Source organism: Thermostichus sp. OS-CIW-29 (genome assembly GCF_054058195.1).
In genome coordinates this window covers 1-15,067 of the sequence record NZ_JBSSAB010000051.1, presented here as the reverse complement: position 1 = coordinate 15,067, position 15,067 = coordinate 1, and the positions used below count along the sequence as shown (strand labels likewise).

Below are 15,067 nucleotides of genomic sequence, written 5' to 3'. Positions count from 1 at the left end.
TTGGTTGACCCAGTTCAACGCCTGCACAAAGGCATCCAAGGTCGCGTCCAACTTTGCGGCCTGCGACTGGGACACCTTGAGCTTACAGGAGACGGCCAGGACTTGGGTCATGGTTCTATCGTAACTTCCGCATTCCTCCCGACACTGACCCTACGGGTACAGTGCGGGGCTCCTGCGATTTCTAGCTGAAATTTTGCGCTCCTTTAGCAGGGATCCCTCGAAGTTCTTTGCCGCTATCTGCCGTTTTGGCCGCAAACTGAAGAGAGCACCTTGGTTGCCGTTGCTGCGAACGCCTGAGGTGCCTGTGTCTTTAGATCTCAAAGAAAGCTTAAATAGCAAAGCTCAAAAGATCCATTGGACTCCATTCCGCTTACGCAAACACTAGAAATCATGGGATCCCGTTCACCGCGTCCAGCCCGGCCCATCCGTTCCGGCCGCTATCCGGCCAAAGAGCTGTGCAGCCAGTGCGGCCTTTGCGATACCCGCTACGTGGCCCACGTCAAAGAAGCCTGTGCCTTCTTGAACCAGCAACTGACCCAGTTGGAAGAACAGACCCACGGGCGATCCCGGGAATCGCTGCGCTCAGGATCCCTCGCCGTCACTGATACCGATTACTTCGGTGTCTACGAGGCGATGTACACAGCCCGCAAGCGGGATCCGATCCCGGGGGCCCAGTGGACGGGCATTGTCAGCAGCATTGGCATGAAGGCCCTCACCACTGGCTTGGTGGAAGGGGTGGTGTGCGTGCAGGCGGATGAGCGGGATCGCTTTCAGCCACGGCCCATCCTGGCCCGTACCCCCGAAGCGGTCTGGGCGGCGCGAGTTAACAAGCCAACTCTTTCTCCCAACTTGTCTGTGTTGGAGCAGGTGGAGCAAAGCGGCCTCAAGCGCCTATTGGTGATCGGGGTGGGCTGCCAAATTCAGGCTTTGCGGGCGGTGGAAAAAAAACTGGGCCTAGAGAAGCTGTACGTGTTGGGCACGCCCTGTGTGGACAATGTCAGCCGTGCCGGGCTGCAAAAGTTTCTAGAAACCACCAGCCGCTCCCCACAGACGGTGGTGCACTACGAGTTTATGCAAGACTTCCACATCCACTTCAAACACGAAGATGGCTCGGTGGAAAAGGTGCCCTTCTTCGGCCTCAAGACCAAAGAACTCAAGGACGTGTTTGCCCCCTCCTGCCTCAGTTGTTTTGACTATGTGAATGCTCTGGCAGATCTGGTGGTGGGCTACATGGGATCCCCCTTGGGCTGGCAATGGCTGCTGGTGCGCAATCAGCGGGGGCAAGAGCTGTTGGACTTAGTCTGGGAGGAGCTGGAAACCCAACCGGTGATCTCGCAGGGATCCCGGAGGGCGGCAGTGCAGCAGGGGATCCCTGCCTACGACCAAGCCCTGAGTTTGCCAATGTGGCTGGCTCGCCTCTTGGGGGCGGCAATCCAGCGCTTTGGGCCGCGCGGCCTGGAATATGCCCGCTTCTCCATCGATTCCCACTTCACCCGCAACTACCTCTACGTGCGCCGCCACTATCCCCAGAAGTTGGAGCAGCACGTGCCCCCCTTTGCCCGGCGGATTGTGGAGCAGTACCAACTCCCGCAAGACTGAGGCTCAGCAGTAGCGGATCCCGGCTTCCGCCCAGCGATCGATAGCCTGACCTATGCGCTCGCAATCGGCAATTAGGCTAATCCGCACGTAGCCCTCTCCTCCCTCTCCAAAAGCGCTGCCGGGGGTTACGACCACGCCTGTAGATTCCAGCACCCGCAGGGCAAACTCCGTCGATCCCTCAGGGGTGCCGTCGGCAGCGCGGGGGGTAGGGATCCAGAGATACATCGTCGCCCGTGGCGGCTCGATCCGCCAGCCTAACTCCGCTAGGCGGCCGATCAGATAGTCGCGCCGGCGGCGGTAGCGCTCTTGTACCTGCTCCAGGTAGCTATCCGGCAGGCGCAGGGCAGTTTCGGCGGCCTTTTGGATGGCGGCAAAAATGCCGTAGTCGAGATTGGTTTTCAGGGTGCGCAAGCTCTGGATGATCTGGCGATTGCCCACCACAAATCCCACCCGCCAGCCGGCCATGTTGTAGGTTTTGGAGAGGGTGTGGAACTCCACTGCCAAGTCCTTGGCCCCTGGGATCTGCAGCAAGCTGGTGGGCCGGTAGCCATCAAAAGCCAACTCGGCATAGCACAGGTCGTGCACCAGGATGAGATCGTAGCGGCGGGCAAACTCCACCACCTCCTCAAAAAAAGAGCGGGGCGCAACTGCCGCCGTCGGGTTGTTGGGGTAGTTAAAGTAGAGCACCCGCGCTTGCTGGGCCACTTCCGGCGGTATTTCTTGCAGATCGATCAACCACCCCTTCTGCGGGCGCAGCATCATCGGGTAGATCTGCCCGCCGGCAATCATGGGGCCGCGAAAATGGGCTGGATAGGCAGGGCTGGGCACCAACACCAGATCTCCGGGATCCACATAGGCCAGAGCCAGGTGGGTCAGCCCCTCTTTGGATCCCAGCAAAGGCAGCGCCTCTCCATTGGGATCCAGCTCCACCCCGTAGCGACGCCAGTACCAATCCGTGATCGCCTGGCGGAAGCTGGCCGTGCCCTCAAAGGGCGGGTAGCCGTGGTGGGCGGGATCCGCAATGGCCGCCTGCGCCGCCTCCACCACCGGCTGTGGGGTGGGGCCATCGGGGTTGCCCATGCCCAGATCGATCAAATCCAACCCCTGCTGGCGGGCGCGGGCCTTCAGCTCATCCAAGCGGGCGAAGACATAGGCGGGCAGCTTGTTCAGCCGCTGGGCGGGAACGAGAGCGCGGTTCATGGCAAGAATGGGGAAGGGGCACAGCCGGTGCCTGATGGGAGGATAGGTACCTAACTTACCGCCAGACCTGCATCCAAAGCAATGATCGAGATTGGCGGCTTTGGGCATCCGGGATCCGGAACGGCTAGGATAGATATCCCATCTCAAGTTATCGACGAGCCGAACAGTGCCCCTACCTCTTGTGGCCATTGTGGGCCGCCCCAACGTGGGCAAATCCACCCTCGTCAACCGCATGGCGGGGGTGCGTTCGGCCATTGTGCATGATGAGCCTGGGGTGACCCGGGATCGTCTGTACCAGGAGGTGGAATGGAACGGGCGCCGCTTGCGGGTGGTGGACACCGGCGGCCTGGTTTTTGGGGATGACAGCGAATTTTTACCCCACATTCGCCAGCAAGCAATGGCAGCCATGGCCGAGGCGCAGGCCGTGATCTTCGTGGTGGATGGCCGAGAGGGACTGACACCCGCCGATGTAGAAGTGGCCGATTGGCTGCGCAAACAACCCCTGCCGGTGGTGGTGGCCGTAAACAAGTGCGAGTCGGGGCAGATGGGCCTGGCTCAGGCAGCAGCCTTTTGGGAGCTGGGGCTGGGGGATCCGATCCCCTGTTCCGGCATTCATGGCAATGGGGTAGCCGAGCTGTTGGAGGCGGTGCTGGCTCACTTGCCCGAAGTGACCGCAGAAGCCGCAGGCGAGCCAGATCCCATCGCCGTCTCGATTGTGGGACGGCCCAACGTCGGCAAATCCAGCTTGCTCAACCGCCTGGTAGGATCCGAGCGGGCCATCGTCAGCCCCATTTCCGGCACCACCCGCGATGCCATCGACACCGTGGTCACCTGGGAAGGGCAGCCCTATCGCCTCATCGATACCGCCGGCATCCGCAAAAAAAACCGCGTGCAGTACGGCATTGAGTTCTTCAGCATCAACCGGGCCTTCAAGGCCATCCAGCGCTCGGATGCAGTGCTGCTGGTGATCGATGCTTTGGAGGGGGTTACCGAACAGGACCAGAGGCTGGCCGGGCGCATCGAAGAAGAGGGCCGCGCCTGCGTTGTCGTCGTCAACAAGTGGGATGCAGTAGAAAACAAAGATACCCACACCATCAACGAGTTCACCCGCGAGATTCGCGACAGGCTTTACTTTATTGAATGGGCGCCGCTCCTGTTTGTCAGCGCCCTCACTGGGCAACGCACCCACAAAATCTTTGAGCAGGTGAATACCGTGGTGGCCGCCCACCGCAAACGGGTTCCCACCGCTGTGGTCAACGAAGTGCTCCAGGATGCTCTTGCCTGGCAATCGCCCCCCACCAACCGCCAGGGCAAGCAGGGCAGAATTTACTACGGCACCCAGGTGGCGGATCGGCCCCCCACCTTTGTTCTGTTTGTCAACGATCCCGATTTGTTTAAGGATAACTACCGCCGCTTCCTGGAAAAGCACTTCCGGCAAAACCTGGACTTTACCGGTACCCCCATTCGCTTTCTCTGGCGCGGCAAATCCGAGCGCTTGGTTGGGCGGGCGGTGCGAAAATTGGAGAGATCCCTGACCTCTCGTTAGGCCCTCTGGTCTACTGAAAGCCTATGGCTGTGGATCCCAACGTCAAAACCCTGGTTGACAACCGTCGCGCCCGCTTCGAGTACGACATCTTGGAGACCTATGAGGCCGGGATCCAACTGACCGGCACAGAGGTGAAATCGATACGAGCGGGCAAAGCCAACCTGCAAGACGCTTTTGCCCTCTTTCGGGATGGGGAAGCATGGCTGCACAATCTGCACATCTCCCCCCATGACACCGCCAGCAAAGTGTTTAACCACGACCCTACCCGCCGCCGCAAGTTGCTGCTGCACCGCCGCGAGATCGACCGCCTACGGGGCTTGGTGGAACAAAAGGGCCTGACCGTGGTTCCCCTCAAGCTGGTGCTCAACCGCGGCTGGATCAAAGCCCATCTGGGCGTGGCCCGCGGCAAAAAGCTCCACGACAAGCGGCAGGCAATCAAAGAGCGGCAAACCCAGCGGGAGATTCAGCGGGAACTGAAGGAACGATAAATTTCTCCCTGAGCCCCTGCTGGCTTCCACGTCGTTTGCCAAGCGCCTTTTTGTATTCTCAGATACAGCGATCTGCAGCGGGATCCCGATGATGGATGTAGTCTTCCGGCTTTGGATCCCTGTTCTGTTGGAGCTGCCTGTGAACTGGAATCTTACCCGCGCTTTTTCTCCCTCGAGAGGCTGGGCTATTGGCCTGGCAGTCGCCGCTCTACTGGGATCCACCCCCACAACAGCGCAAGAGACCTTCAAAGTGGGCATGGTGCTGGTGGGGCCGATGCAGGATGGCGGCTGGAGCCAGGCGCATGTGGAGGGCAGCGAATACGTCAAGGCCAAGTTGCCCGGTGTCGAGTTTGATTACCTGGATAAGGTGAACCCGGCGGATCGGCCCAATGTGCGCGCCTCCCAGGTGGCGGATGACATGATCGCCCGAGGTGCGAAGGTTATCATCTTTACTTCCGATGACCACAAAGACGATGCGATTGAAACGGCCCGCAAGCATCCTGAGATCGCAGTTATCCATGCTTCTGGGGACATGGCCTGGAAGGAAGGGAAAAATTACATCGATCTGCCCAACTTGGCCAACATCATGCCCCAGATGGAAGCGATGCGCATGGTGGCCGGATGTGCCGCGGCTCTGGGATCCGAAACCGGCAAAATTGGCCTGTTGGGGCCTCTGATCAACGACGAAACCCGCCGTTACGCTGCTGCCGCCTACTTGGGAGCCAAATACTGCTGGGAAACTTACCGAGATCGTCCTGAAGAGTTGCAGTTCCGGGTGACCTGGATTGGCTTCTGGTTCAACATTCCAGGGGTTACTTTGGATCCAAGCAAGGTTGCCGATGACTTTTACAACAGCGGCTTTGATGTGGTGATGTCGGGGTTGGATACGCCGGAGGCGGCGGTACAAGGCAAGCGGGCTGCTGAGGTCGGAAAGCGAGTGCGCTACACCCACTACGGCCTGGCCAGCGGTTGTAACTTTGCGCCCGAAATTTGCCTGGGGGTTTCCTACTACAACTGGGGGCCTGGCTACAAGCAATTGATCGAGGCGGCTCGCGCGGGCACCTTCGAGAGCCAATTCCTGCGTCCGCCCATCGACTGGTCAGACATCAACAACCCGGACACGTCTTCGGCGGGGTTCATCATGGGAGAAGCCCTGGAGCCAGAAGATAGGGCTAAGTTGGAGGAGTTCATCGCCGGCTTGGGGAATGGCAGCATTCAGCTCTTCAAGGGGCCGCTCAACTTCCAAGATGGCACGCCCTTCTTGGCTGAGGGGGAAGTGGCCAGCGAGGTCGAGATTTGGTATCTGGGCCAGTTGCTGCAGGGCATGGAGGGAGCCAGCAATTAGCGGAAGGCGTTCTAGGCTCCGGGGAGGGGGAAGAAGCGGTCGGTGGCTTTCACCCGCTGACACCAGGCTCGGATCTGAGGAAAGGGCTTGAGGTCAAACCCGCCCTGCTCCGCCACATGGGTGTAGGTGAAAAGGGCGAGATCGGCGATGGTGTAGCGGTTGCCCACAAAAAATGCTTTCCCCTGCAGGTGGCCTTCCATGATCTCCAAGGCCTCTGTTCCAGATTTCAAGTTCTGGGCGATCACGTCAGCATGGGCCTCTGCTTGGCCGGCCCGCACCCAGAAGCGAGTGGTGGCGATGTAGCGGGCAATGCGGGTTTGTTCAAAAAGCAACCACTTCAAAATCTCGGCCCGTTCCAACTTGTTTTGGCCGTAGAGGGGGGTGTCTTCTGCCAGGTAGACCAAGATCGCGGCGGACTCGGCCAAGACCGTTCCATCTTCCAGTTCCAAAGCCGGGATCTGGCCCAGGGGGTTCTTGGCCAGGTACTCGGGGCGGCGGTTTTCTCCGGCCCTGGAGTTGACTTCAACCGTCTCATAGGGGATCCCCAATTGCTTGAGGAGCAATTCCACTTTGTAGCAATTTCCGGAGGTTGGGATCCCGTACAGTCGCAACATTGTGGTTAACCTCAGCCCAAAGCACCTTACAAAGAACTTCGTCCTAACAACGCCAACGGCAACCCAATCAACAAAAACCCTCTGTCCCTAACACTTTTTTAGCAGCTTTGTTCTTCCAACTCCTGCATCTGCCGGCGGTATTCCCGCCCAAAGGCTTGCAGCAACCCTTCTGCATGGGAAAGAGGCCCTGCTTCATAGGCACGGGATCCCACCCCTTGCTGGGTGAGCTCGCACAGGTGCCAATCCTGTCGATTGGTGCGATCCCACAATTCCACCACCTCGCTGGGATCAAAACCATCCAGCGCCAAGGTCTCCGGCTCAAACAGCCAATCGCAGACAACCCGCGTCCGGTCGGATCCCTGCGGCCACAGGGTGTGGGTCATGACATAGTCCGGCTGCAGGCTCAAGAATAGATTGGGCATAAGGGTGTAGTAGTAGGCCCGCCGTTGGTTTTCTCCGCGCACGGTGGAGATCAGGGGCAAGCTGCGTTGGCCACTCATGTTTAGGCTGGTCACATCTGGGTTGAGCAACATGTAGCCGCCCAAAAAGGGGCCTTCCATCAGGTCGTTGCGACCGCTGCGAGCCGGCGAAAGACGGGCCAATTCCGGGTGAATGAGGGGGCAGTGGTAGCACTCAGAGTAGTTTTCAAACAGCAATTTCCAGTTGGCCTGAACGTTGTATTCAATACGATGACCTCGCCGCAGAGCGGACAGGTTCCACTCTCGGAAACGACCTTGCAATGGGGCAAAAACCTCATCGAAGGGCTGAGGATTGCGGCTGAGGTTGACCCAGACGAAGCCTTCCCATTCTGCCAAGGCAGCGGAGTGGAGGGGATAATCTTCACGGCGAAAGTCTTCCACCTCGTGCATCTGGGGAGCCGCCAACAATTGTCCATCCAGCCCATAGCGCCAGGCGTGGTAGGGGCAAGGGATCCCATCGGCAAAATGGCCTTGGAGCTCGCTGCAGAGTCGGGTTCCTCGATGGCGACAGTGGTTGAAGAAGGCATGGGCTTGCCCCTTGGGATCCCGTACCAGGATCAGGCTTTCTCTGAGCACCTGCACCTGCAAAAAGTCTCCGGGTTGGGCCAGATCGGCACTGCGCCCCACGCAGAACCACTGCCGATAAAAAATCCGCTCAATCTCCGCCTCAAAGCGGCTGGAGGAGACGTAGTAGTGGCCCGGCAGGGTGCGGGCGCCCGGTTGAACCGTAGCGGGATAGAAAGCGGTCATGGGGCAAAGCAGCGATAAGAAAAACTGCTGTGGGACTCCAGAGGCTTTGCTATCCAAGCTAACGCAGGGATCCCATCCGGCATCTATTCCAAGCAGATCCAAGGCATTTTTAAGGCATTTTTGAAGCATTCCCCCCAAGCACGCCGTGCTGCTCGCGCAAATACCCCAGTCTCCTACCCACAAGGGGAGAGGGGGGCATAAGAACTCCGTCCTGCTGACGCAAATGGCTTCTTTCCGCTAGGGGGGCGTAGCGCTGTAGCCCAAGTCGCGCAGAAGGTGCTCAGAGCGCCGCCAGTGGGGCCGCACCTTGACAAACAGCTCCAGGTACACCTTGCCCAGGATCAGCTTTTGAATCTGCAGGCGGGCTGCCTGGCCGATCCGCTTGAGCCTTTCCCCCCCTTTGCCGATGAGGATCCCCTTTTGCGAGTCCCGCTCTACATAGAGGGTGGCCAAGATGCGGGTGACGTTGGGGGTTTCTTCCACCTGGTCGATGGTCACGGCCACGGAATGGGGCACTTCCTCGCGGGTCTGCAGCAGCACCTGTTCTCGGATCAGCTCCGCCATGATGAACCGCTCCGGCTGATCCGTCACCAGATCCGGCGGGTAGTAGTAGGGGCCGGTGGGCAGCAGATCGATGGTGGCTTGGATCAGGGGTGTCAAACTGCTGGGATCCAAGGCAGACACCCAAACGACAGGAGCGCCGGGGCGCAGGGCTTGGTAGCTCTCTTGGTGAGCTTGGCGCACGGCAGCATCCCGAGGAAGCAGATCCGCTTTGTTGCAGACGATCAGGCAGGGGGAAGCAGCAGGGATCCGCTCGGCAATAAAAGCATCCCCGCGTCCTGCCGGCACCGATCCATCCACCACGAAGAGGATCACGTCCACAGCGGCAATGGCTGCCTGGGCGTTGTGTACCAAGATTTCCCCCAGGCGGTGGTGGGGTTTGTGGATGCCAGGGGTATCCACCCAGATGATCTGGGCTTGGGGTAGGGAGAGGATCCCCTGCAGGCGGTTGCGGGTGGTCTGGGCCACGGGAGAGGTGATGGCAATCTTTTGTCCCACCAGGGCGTTGAGTAGGGTGGACTTGCCCACATTGGGCCGCCCGATCAGCCCCACAAACCCCGACTTAAACCCTGGCGGGGCAGCCGGGATCGCAGACAGTTCCCCACTGCTGACACGACCGGGCGCCGATTCCCCTTCTGCTGCAGCAGCGGAGGACTCTGTCCCGCCGTCGCCAATGGATCCCTGTCCCTCAGGGGAGGGATCCCTCCCGTCTGAAGGAGAATGGGGATGTCCGGCGCTGATACATTTACGCTGAACACTGCTGAACATCACTGTTCAACTATGCAGCGATAGCATTCTGTTTGTTTCCAAACAGAATGGCGGTATCCCGCAAAGCTTTGAGTAGAATACCCAAAGCGCAGTTTCCGTGTCGTCTTACTACCAATTTTCTGCTTTGCTTTGGCTACCATGTTGGCAGACTCGAAAGTAAACAGAAAGATCAACTGGTAGTAATCCGTACTGAACATATTATACATTATTTTCAGTATAGTTGAGCTTATTATTGACTAGAGTCATGCTCTTCTAAAGGCTCTGTCCCGCTGTCGCGAACGGCCATAACTTTCACCCAACCTCTAGCGGATAGAGTAGGCTGCTGAGGCGGCAGGCAACTGCAAGGATAGGGATCCCAGCGGGGCCAAGGTGGTGCCGGGGTAGTAGAAAGCGAGGATTTGTGCCGCGTTAAACCCCTGCCGAGCCAGGGTATAGGAGCCATACTGGCTCAGGCCCACCCCATGGCCAAAGCCGCCACCGATGAAGCGATAGCCTGCCAATCGCTCCCCTTGTTTCAGAGGCTCTATCCGAAACAGGGTGCTGTACAGGCGAGGAAAAGCCAAGCGTACCTGATCCTTGCGCAAAAGAATCGAGCGGATCCCTTCTGCCGTCTGCAAGTCCAATTGCATCACCTGCACCCGGCCACTGGCGGAGCGCTCCAGGATCTGCATCCCCGCGATGCTGCTCCAGGTGGGCATCGGGATCCCTAGGTAGTCTTGGCCAGCCCGCAACTGGGTGTTCAGCTCCTCCAAAGATAGGGAGAACTCCCAGCGGAATAGGCGGGATACTCCTGCTTCGTTGAAGCCCTCTCGTTGGGCCAAAAACGCCTGGAAGCTGCTCTCCTGCCGCAAATCCAAGGGCTTACCCGGTTGATGGGCAATATCCGCTTGCCGGCGCAGGTAGGGGCGCGGATCCCCGTCCCAAACATCTTCAAAGGCCGCCGAGATGCCGCCATTGGTAGAGGAATAGACAGCATCCACCAGCTCGCCATTGTAGGTGAGCACCAGGCCACTGGTTTGGCGAATGGCTTCGTCTGCCCGTGGGTGAGTTCCGGTCAACCCCTTGTAAACCTGGCAATGGGTATTGGCGCAGAGCTGATAATCGTCAACCTGAAAGCGGTGGAGGTTCTTGAGGGCGTAGGTGCGCGCCAAAATCGCCTGGGTGGCCATCGCGGCAAAAGGGGCCCCTGGCCCCACCTCGTGGGGAACTACCCCCCGCAAATAGGTTTCCAGGGGCACGGCGTTGACTACGGTGTAGCTGCCGTAGGCGTTGGGCTGAATGGTAATAGAGCCGGCGTAGTGGCGGTCGTTCACCCGCAGATAGCCAGCATCGGAGGTCACCCTGAGGCGGGTGCGGTGGTAGCGAAAGTGTTCATGAACCCAGCTTAGCTCCGCCCGTTCGCGTCGCTCCTGCACCTCGAGCCGCACATGGGGGATCCCTTCCTTCTGGGCATACTGCTGAATCTGGATCAGTTGTTGCGGGGTGTAGGCGCGGTTGGCCCACACCTGCCATTCTTGCGGCTGGGCGATCTCGGTGCTGATGCCCAGAGACTGCCAATGGTTGGCGTTGGCCTCGGCACTCTCAAAACTTTTGTGGCTGCTGAGGATTAGACGGTATACGGTTTCCGGGGTGGTCAGGGCGCGATTGACAATGCCGATGCTGACCCGAGGCGTTCGCTGCGTTTGGGTGCTGCCGTCTGCTTGGGCAAATTCCAGGGTGAGAAGGGATCCCGTCGGCGCCGCCAGCTCCACTTGATCCGTCTCAGAACGGCCAAAGCGTTGCACAATGCCTATATGCAGGATTGGGTTTTCGGGGGTGGCTGCCGTGGCCAAGGTCTCTTCACGAACTCCGGTTGCGTCGGCGGCATGGAGCGCTAAGGCCGCCAGCAACAGGCCCAAGCCAGAAATGAGGGTGCTCTGTTTGCGCCAGCGGGACGGAGCCCCTAAAAACCGACGGGGTTTGGCAGTGAGAGCCTGACAACTGGCCATGGCCGCTTTATCCTAAAACACACCCTGTCGATTTTACCCCCATCTTTTTTGGCCTACCTGCAGCGGTTGCGTTAGCGGTGGGGAGCATGACTCTAGTCAATAATAAGCTCAACTATACTGAAAATAATGTATAATATGTTCAGTACGGATTACTACCAGTTGATCTTTCTGTTTACTTTCGAGTCTGCCAACATGGTAGCCAAAGCAAAGCAGAAAATTGGTAGTAAGACGACACGGAAACTGCGCTTTGGGTATTCTACTCAAAGCTTTGCGGGATACCGCCATTCTGTTTGGAAACAAACAGAATGCTATCGCTGCATAGTTGAACAGTGATGTTCAGCAGTGTTCAGCGTAAATGTATCAGCACCATGGATGCTTTTCCTTGCCTGTCTGTTCCCGACGACGGGTTCCCAATCGCCACGGCGGGACGCTGCCCCTCTCTGCACAAGGGATCCGGCTGGAGGCTGGGCTGGGATCCCACCCGTTCCCCTTTTGTTGCGCTGGTGGGGGGAGAAGCCTGGGCGCTGGAGCTCACTCAGGAGGAGTGGCAAGCGTTTGTGCAGGGGGTGCAGCGCCTGCAGCAGGATATGGAGGCCATCGCCTCCCAACTGATGGCGGAGGAGCGCATTACGCTGGAGCAGACTTGCCCTGCTTTGACGTTGATTGCCAGCGGCAGCGCCACCGCCTGGGGCCTCTACGTGCAATTGCATCAAGGCCGGCGCGGAGAAGGTTTTTGGCCTGCTGATGTTGTCCCTGAGCTATGCCAGGCCCTCGCCCAATGCTTTGAGGAAGCTCTCTAGCCCCCTGAAGCCTGCAGTCTGGATCCCTGCCCAGGGTTTTTGGGGTGAAGCTACAACCCCTTGATTCCCTTCAGCGCCTGAGAGAACCCATGGATCTGCACCATCTGCACACCTACATTCGTCCCCGACAGCTTGAGGACTTGACCGCCTGGGATCCCGGCTGGAACTGGCTGGCCGGGGGGACTTGGCTCTTCTCCCAGCCGCAACCCCACCTGCGGGGACTGGTCGATTTGCATCCTCTGGGCTGGAACGAGCTGGAAATCAGCGCAGAAGGGCTAAAACTGGGGGCAACCTGTACCTTCCAGCAACTGTTGCAATACGATTGGCCACCCCATTGGCCAGGGATCCGCGCCCTGTGCGAGGGAATGGCGTCTTTGGCCTCTTTTAAGGTGGCCCACTTGGCAACGATAGGGGGAAATCTCTGCCTGGCCCTGAGTGTCGGTGTCGTAGCACCCGTGTTGATCGCTCTTGAGGCCACCTACACGCTGATCGATCTGCAGGGATCCCTGCGCCACATCCCCGCTCAGGACTTTCAAACCGGCCCCCAACAAACTCTGCTGCAGCCGGGGGAAGCCTTGCGATCCATCTGGATCCCGGCCCAACGCCTGCGCAGCCCCAGCACCTTTCAGCGGCTCGGCATCACCCAAACGGATCCCGCCTTGGTGATCGTCGCTGGATCCCGCGATCCCGACTCAGGCGATTATCGCTTCGGACTCAATGCTGCCCTTTCACCCCCACAACTGGTGCGGCTGGGATCCCGGCCCGATCCAGAACATCTTCCCCAACTTTTGGCAGAGAAAGCCCACGGCTGGATCGCGGATTTTCGGGCCAGCGCCCTTTACCGCCAACGCATGAGCGAGGTATTGATTCGCCGCTGTATAGACATCTTGGGCTAATCGGGGTATTGCCCCATCCCAACAGGGGGCTGAGAACGACGTACTCATCCTGCCAAAGCTCCCGCCGCTCTGAAAGTAAAGGTTTTAGGCGTGGGTCAGTGCCCCAGTTTGAATCGAAATGACCATAAGTCTGACATTCCCGTCCATAGGATTGAGATAGCCACAGGCAAAAATTCATCTGTTGCTGTTCCAAAAATGGGTAACACATAAAAGTTTGGGGCAGTAGCAACTGGCAGTGTCACCCCATAGACAGCCGCGAAAACAGTTCACAGTGAACTCAGATTTATCTGGCCTTAAAACTTGAAGCCAGTTTACAAAAAATTTACCTACAGTTGATATCCAGTGGGGTTTTGGATTCAGGAGTTCACATGATTTGATGAGGAAAGTTTTGGGTCTGCGAAGGGTAACCTGAGACCAAGAAAAGGCTTGAATACCAGGGCAAGATCCTTCGGGTTTAGCCGGGTGCCTGATTTCTCCCAAAGTGGGGCTGAGGCTGTCATGAATCGGTTTTCCCTTCATGAAGTCTATCTCAGGAGAATCCTTTTCCGTCTGGCCACTGCGGCTCCTCGTGGCATGACATTGATCGAGTTGCTGGTGGTCATCGTGATTGTCGGTACTCTCTGCGCGGTGGCCATTCCCAACCTGCTTAACCACATTCGCCGTTCCAGAGTTGCTGAAGCCCAAACAGCTTTGGCGACCGTTGGCCGTGCTTCGGAAATCTTCCGCATGGATTTTACGGTTTATCCTTCCAGCTACGCCGATATTGAATTCGGAGGGATCCACGGGGATCGTTATCTGCAAGATCCCTGGCAAGCCCCCAACTATCGTCTCCCCGAAGTTGTTCCTCCCACACCTGGCCCAAGCGGCATTCGTTGGATGACGGAGTCTCACACCTACACAGCTGCTGGTGGGAATCCCCTGCGCTGTGACATCGGCCTCGGGGATCGCCAGCAAGAGGTTCTGGTCTCTGGCTACGACCTGCACAACTCCTGCAACCTTTATCATTGACTTGCCTGGGCGAGATTTGGCGGCTTGAGGAGACGGGACTGGGCGGACTTGAACCGCCGACCTAGCGCTTAGGAGGCGCTTGCTCTATCCATCTGAGCTACAGCCCCTTGTCGAACATCCTACTGCTCTTAGCCCCCATCTCAGATTACAGCCCTTTTGCAGATGAGGTGATACCCGACCAGTTCTCATCATGACCCAACTGGGTCTGGCGTTATCGGTTGTGTTGTTGACATTGACCTGCTAGACATCTTCTGTGATGCTAAGAGGTGTTAAGCTAAGGACTTGGATCCCAAACCGAGGTCAGCCCTATGGAATCCCTTTCTGATCCCTTCGTCAATCCCCCCATTTACTCTGCCATCGCCTTATTCAGCTTTTTTGCTGTTATCTTTGGCATCATTTTCAAGGACAATTTGGAATACCAGGTGGCCCTTTGGCAGCTCAACCGGGATAGCCAAGCGCAAATTCGCTACCGCACTCCTGGGGTGATCCTCACCTACAGTCTCTGCTGCCTGTTTACCTCTGGGTTTGTGGCCGCGTGTCTGAACGTGTTTGGCCTGTCTATGGCCTTGGCCGCCTGCGTCGGTGGGATCCTAGTGTTGAGCACGGCAGGCTTGGTGTGGTGGCAGTTGGGATCCCTGATGGCTCTGTTGGCTGCCGGTGGATCCCAGGCCATCGATATTGACTCTTACGGAGCAGGGGCCATTTTGGATTCTGAGGCGGCAGCACCCCCCGAGGGAGAATAGGATCTTGGAGTAGTCTTACCCCATGCCCTGGTCTAGCTGGATCAGCTGGATCCAGAAGAGCGTGCCTACAGAGTAGAGAAAGCTTAAGAAGTTTCTGGCCAACTTGTTAAAACGAGAGAACAAGTGCCAGCTCAGCTTTTGAAAAACGCCTCTTTCTGTAAAAAATTACAAATCATAGTCATTCCAAACTAGGTTGTGTTGATCTTTCATTTGAGCCAAAAGAGAGCACTGACGAGATAGAGAAAACTCAAGAAGTTCCTGGCCAATTTGTCAAAACGAGAA

At 58.0% G+C, this 15,067-nt stretch carries 13 protein-coding genes, 1 tRNA gene and 1 pseudogene; 8 read left to right on the top strand and 7 right to left on the bottom strand.

All coding sequences use genetic code 11. The annotated features are described in order from the left end of the window. Positions 1 to 390 precede the first annotated feature (390 nt). Positions 391 to 1,599, top strand: a complete 1,209-nt coding sequence (locus tag ACVWZJ_RS13435; RefSeq protein ID WP_011432888.1) for a Coenzyme F420 hydrogenase/dehydrogenase, beta subunit C-terminal domain — start codon at positions 391 to 393, stop codon at positions 1,597 to 1,599. Positions 1,600 to 1,602: 3 nt separating this feature from the next. Here the strand turns inward: ACVWZJ_RS13435 and ACVWZJ_RS13430 are convergent, their stop codons facing one another. Continuing rightward, positions 1,603 to 2,799 carry an aspartate aminotransferase gene (locus ACVWZJ_RS13430; protein WP_414415961.1) on the bottom strand — a complete coding sequence of 399 codons (1,197 nt, stop codon included), beginning with the start codon at positions 2,797 to 2,799 and terminating at the stop codon, positions 1,603 to 1,605. A 166-nt stretch (positions 2,800 to 2,965) separates the two neighbouring features. Between ACVWZJ_RS13430 and der the strand changes: the two genes are divergently transcribed. From der to ACVWZJ_RS13415, 3 genes are all read left to right on the top strand, one after another. Beyond that, positions 2,966 to 4,345, top strand: a complete 1,380-nt coding sequence (der, locus tag ACVWZJ_RS13425; RefSeq protein WP_011432890.1) for a ribosome biogenesis GTPase Der — start codon at positions 2,966 to 2,968, stop codon at positions 4,343 to 4,345. A gap of 23 nt (positions 4,346 to 4,368) precedes the next feature. Next, positions 4,369 to 4,833, top strand: coding sequence for an SsrA-binding protein SmpB (smpB, locus tag ACVWZJ_RS13420; protein WP_011432891.1), 465 nt, complete (start codon positions 4,369 to 4,371; stop codon positions 4,831 to 4,833). 139 nt (positions 4,834 to 4,972) lie between these two features. Beyond that, positions 4,973 to 6,178, top strand: a complete 1,206-nt coding sequence (locus ACVWZJ_RS13415; protein WP_011432892.1) for a BMP family lipoprotein — start codon at positions 4,973 to 4,975, stop codon at positions 6,176 to 6,178. Between the two features lie 11 nt (positions 6,179 to 6,189). Here the strand turns inward: ACVWZJ_RS13415 and ACVWZJ_RS13410 are convergent, their stop codons facing one another. The 5 genes and pseudogenes from ACVWZJ_RS13410 to ACVWZJ_RS13390 form a co-directional block, all read right to left on the bottom strand. Then, positions 6,190 to 6,792: a glutathione S-transferase family protein gene (locus tag ACVWZJ_RS13410; protein WP_011432893.1), complete on the bottom strand. Its 603-nt coding sequence runs from the start codon at positions 6,790 to 6,792 to the stop codon at positions 6,190 to 6,192. Between the two features lie 98 nt (positions 6,793 to 6,890). Continuing rightward, positions 6,891 to 8,021, bottom strand: a complete 1,131-nt coding sequence (locus ACVWZJ_RS13405) for an aromatic ring-hydroxylating oxygenase subunit alpha (RefSeq protein WP_041437237.1) — start codon at positions 8,019 to 8,021, stop codon at positions 6,891 to 6,893. 237 nt (positions 8,022 to 8,258) lie between these two features. Further along, positions 8,259 to 9,350 (bottom strand): GTPase Era, encoded by a 1,092-nt coding sequence (gene era / locus ACVWZJ_RS13400; protein ID WP_457396369.1) that lies wholly within the window; start codon positions 9,348 to 9,350, stop codon positions 8,259 to 8,261. A gap of 10 nt (positions 9,351 to 9,360) precedes the next feature. After that, a pseudogene (locus ACVWZJ_RS13395) lies at positions 9,361 to 9,544 on the bottom strand (hypothetical protein); the annotation flags it as partial. A 108-nt stretch (positions 9,545 to 9,652) separates the two neighbouring features. After that, positions 9,653 to 11,338 (bottom strand): SpoIID/LytB domain-containing protein, encoded by a 1,686-nt coding sequence (locus ACVWZJ_RS13390; RefSeq protein ID WP_457396367.1) that lies wholly within the window; start codon positions 11,336 to 11,338, stop codon positions 9,653 to 9,655. A gap of 332 nt (positions 11,339 to 11,670) precedes the next feature. Between ACVWZJ_RS13390 and ACVWZJ_RS13385 the strand changes: the two genes are divergently transcribed. The 3 genes from ACVWZJ_RS13385 (at position 11,671) to ACVWZJ_RS13375 (ending at position 14,042) form a co-directional block, all read left to right on the top strand. Then, positions 11,671 to 12,138 carry a DUF1818 family protein gene (locus tag ACVWZJ_RS13385; protein ID WP_457396365.1) on the top strand — a complete coding sequence of 156 codons (468 nt, stop codon included), beginning with the start codon at positions 11,671 to 11,673 and terminating at the stop codon, positions 12,136 to 12,138. Between the two features lie 89 nt (positions 12,139 to 12,227). Further along, entirely contained in the window at positions 12,228 to 13,034 is an 807-nt protein-coding gene (locus tag ACVWZJ_RS13380) for an FAD binding domain-containing protein (protein WP_457396364.1), read from the top strand. 573 nt (positions 13,035 to 13,607) lie between these two features. After that, positions 13,608 to 14,042 carry a type IV pilin protein gene (locus ACVWZJ_RS13375; RefSeq protein ID WP_457396362.1) on the top strand — a complete coding sequence of 145 codons (435 nt, stop codon included), beginning with the start codon at positions 13,608 to 13,610 and terminating at the stop codon, positions 14,040 to 14,042. Positions 14,043 to 14,075: 33 nt separating this feature from the next. Here the strand turns inward: ACVWZJ_RS13375 and ACVWZJ_RS13370 are convergent. Then, positions 14,076 to 14,149: transfer RNA gene (locus ACVWZJ_RS13370), tRNA-Arg, on the bottom strand. A gap of 201 nt (positions 14,150 to 14,350) precedes the next feature. Between ACVWZJ_RS13370 and ACVWZJ_RS13365 the strand changes: the two genes are divergently transcribed. Beyond that, a complete protein-coding gene (locus tag ACVWZJ_RS13365; protein ID WP_011432900.1) occupies positions 14,351 to 14,785 on the top strand; it encodes a hypothetical protein in 435 nt (144 codons plus the stop codon). The last annotated feature ends 282 nt before the right edge of the window (positions 14,786 to 15,067 follow it).

Bases quoted from the DNA above. Each gene is read 5' to 3' on its own strand.
- ACVWZJ_RS13435 (WP_011432888.1), top strand. From the start codon at position 391: ATGGGATCCCGTTCACCGCGTCCAGCCCGGCCCATCCGTTCCGGCCGC.
- ACVWZJ_RS13430 (WP_414415961.1), bottom strand. From the start codon at position 2,799: ATGAACCGCGCTCTCGTTCCCGCCCAGCGGCTGAACAAGCTGCCCGCC.
- smpB (WP_011432891.1), top strand. From the start codon at position 4,369: ATGGCTGTGGATCCCAACGTCAAAACCCTGGTTGACAACCGTCGCGCC.
- ACVWZJ_RS13410 (WP_011432893.1), bottom strand. From the start codon at position 6,792: ATGTTGCGACTGTACGGGATCCCAACCTCCGGAAATTGCTACAAAGTG.
- ACVWZJ_RS13405 (WP_041437237.1), bottom strand. From the start codon at position 8,021: ATGACCGCTTTCTATCCCGCTACGGTTCAACCGGGCGCCCGCACCCTG.
- era (WP_457396369.1), bottom strand. From the start codon at position 9,350: ATGTTCAGCAGTGTTCAGCGTAAATGTATCAGCGCCGGACATCCCCAT.
- ACVWZJ_RS13390 (WP_457396367.1), bottom strand. From the start codon at position 11,338: ATGGCCAGTTGTCAGGCTCTCACTGCCAAACCCCGTCGGTTTTTAGGG.
- ACVWZJ_RS13385 (WP_457396365.1), top strand. From the start codon at position 11,671: ATGTTCAGCAGTGTTCAGCGTAAATGTATCAGCACCATGGATGCTTTT.
- ACVWZJ_RS13380 (WP_457396364.1), top strand. From the start codon at position 12,228: ATGGATCTGCACCATCTGCACACCTACATTCGTCCCCGACAGCTTGAG.
- ACVWZJ_RS13375 (WP_457396362.1), top strand. From the start codon at position 13,608: ATGACATTGATCGAGTTGCTGGTGGTCATCGTGATTGTCGGTACTCTC.
- ACVWZJ_RS13365 (WP_011432900.1), top strand. From the start codon at position 14,351: ATGGAATCCCTTTCTGATCCCTTCGTCAATCCCCCCATTTACTCTGCC.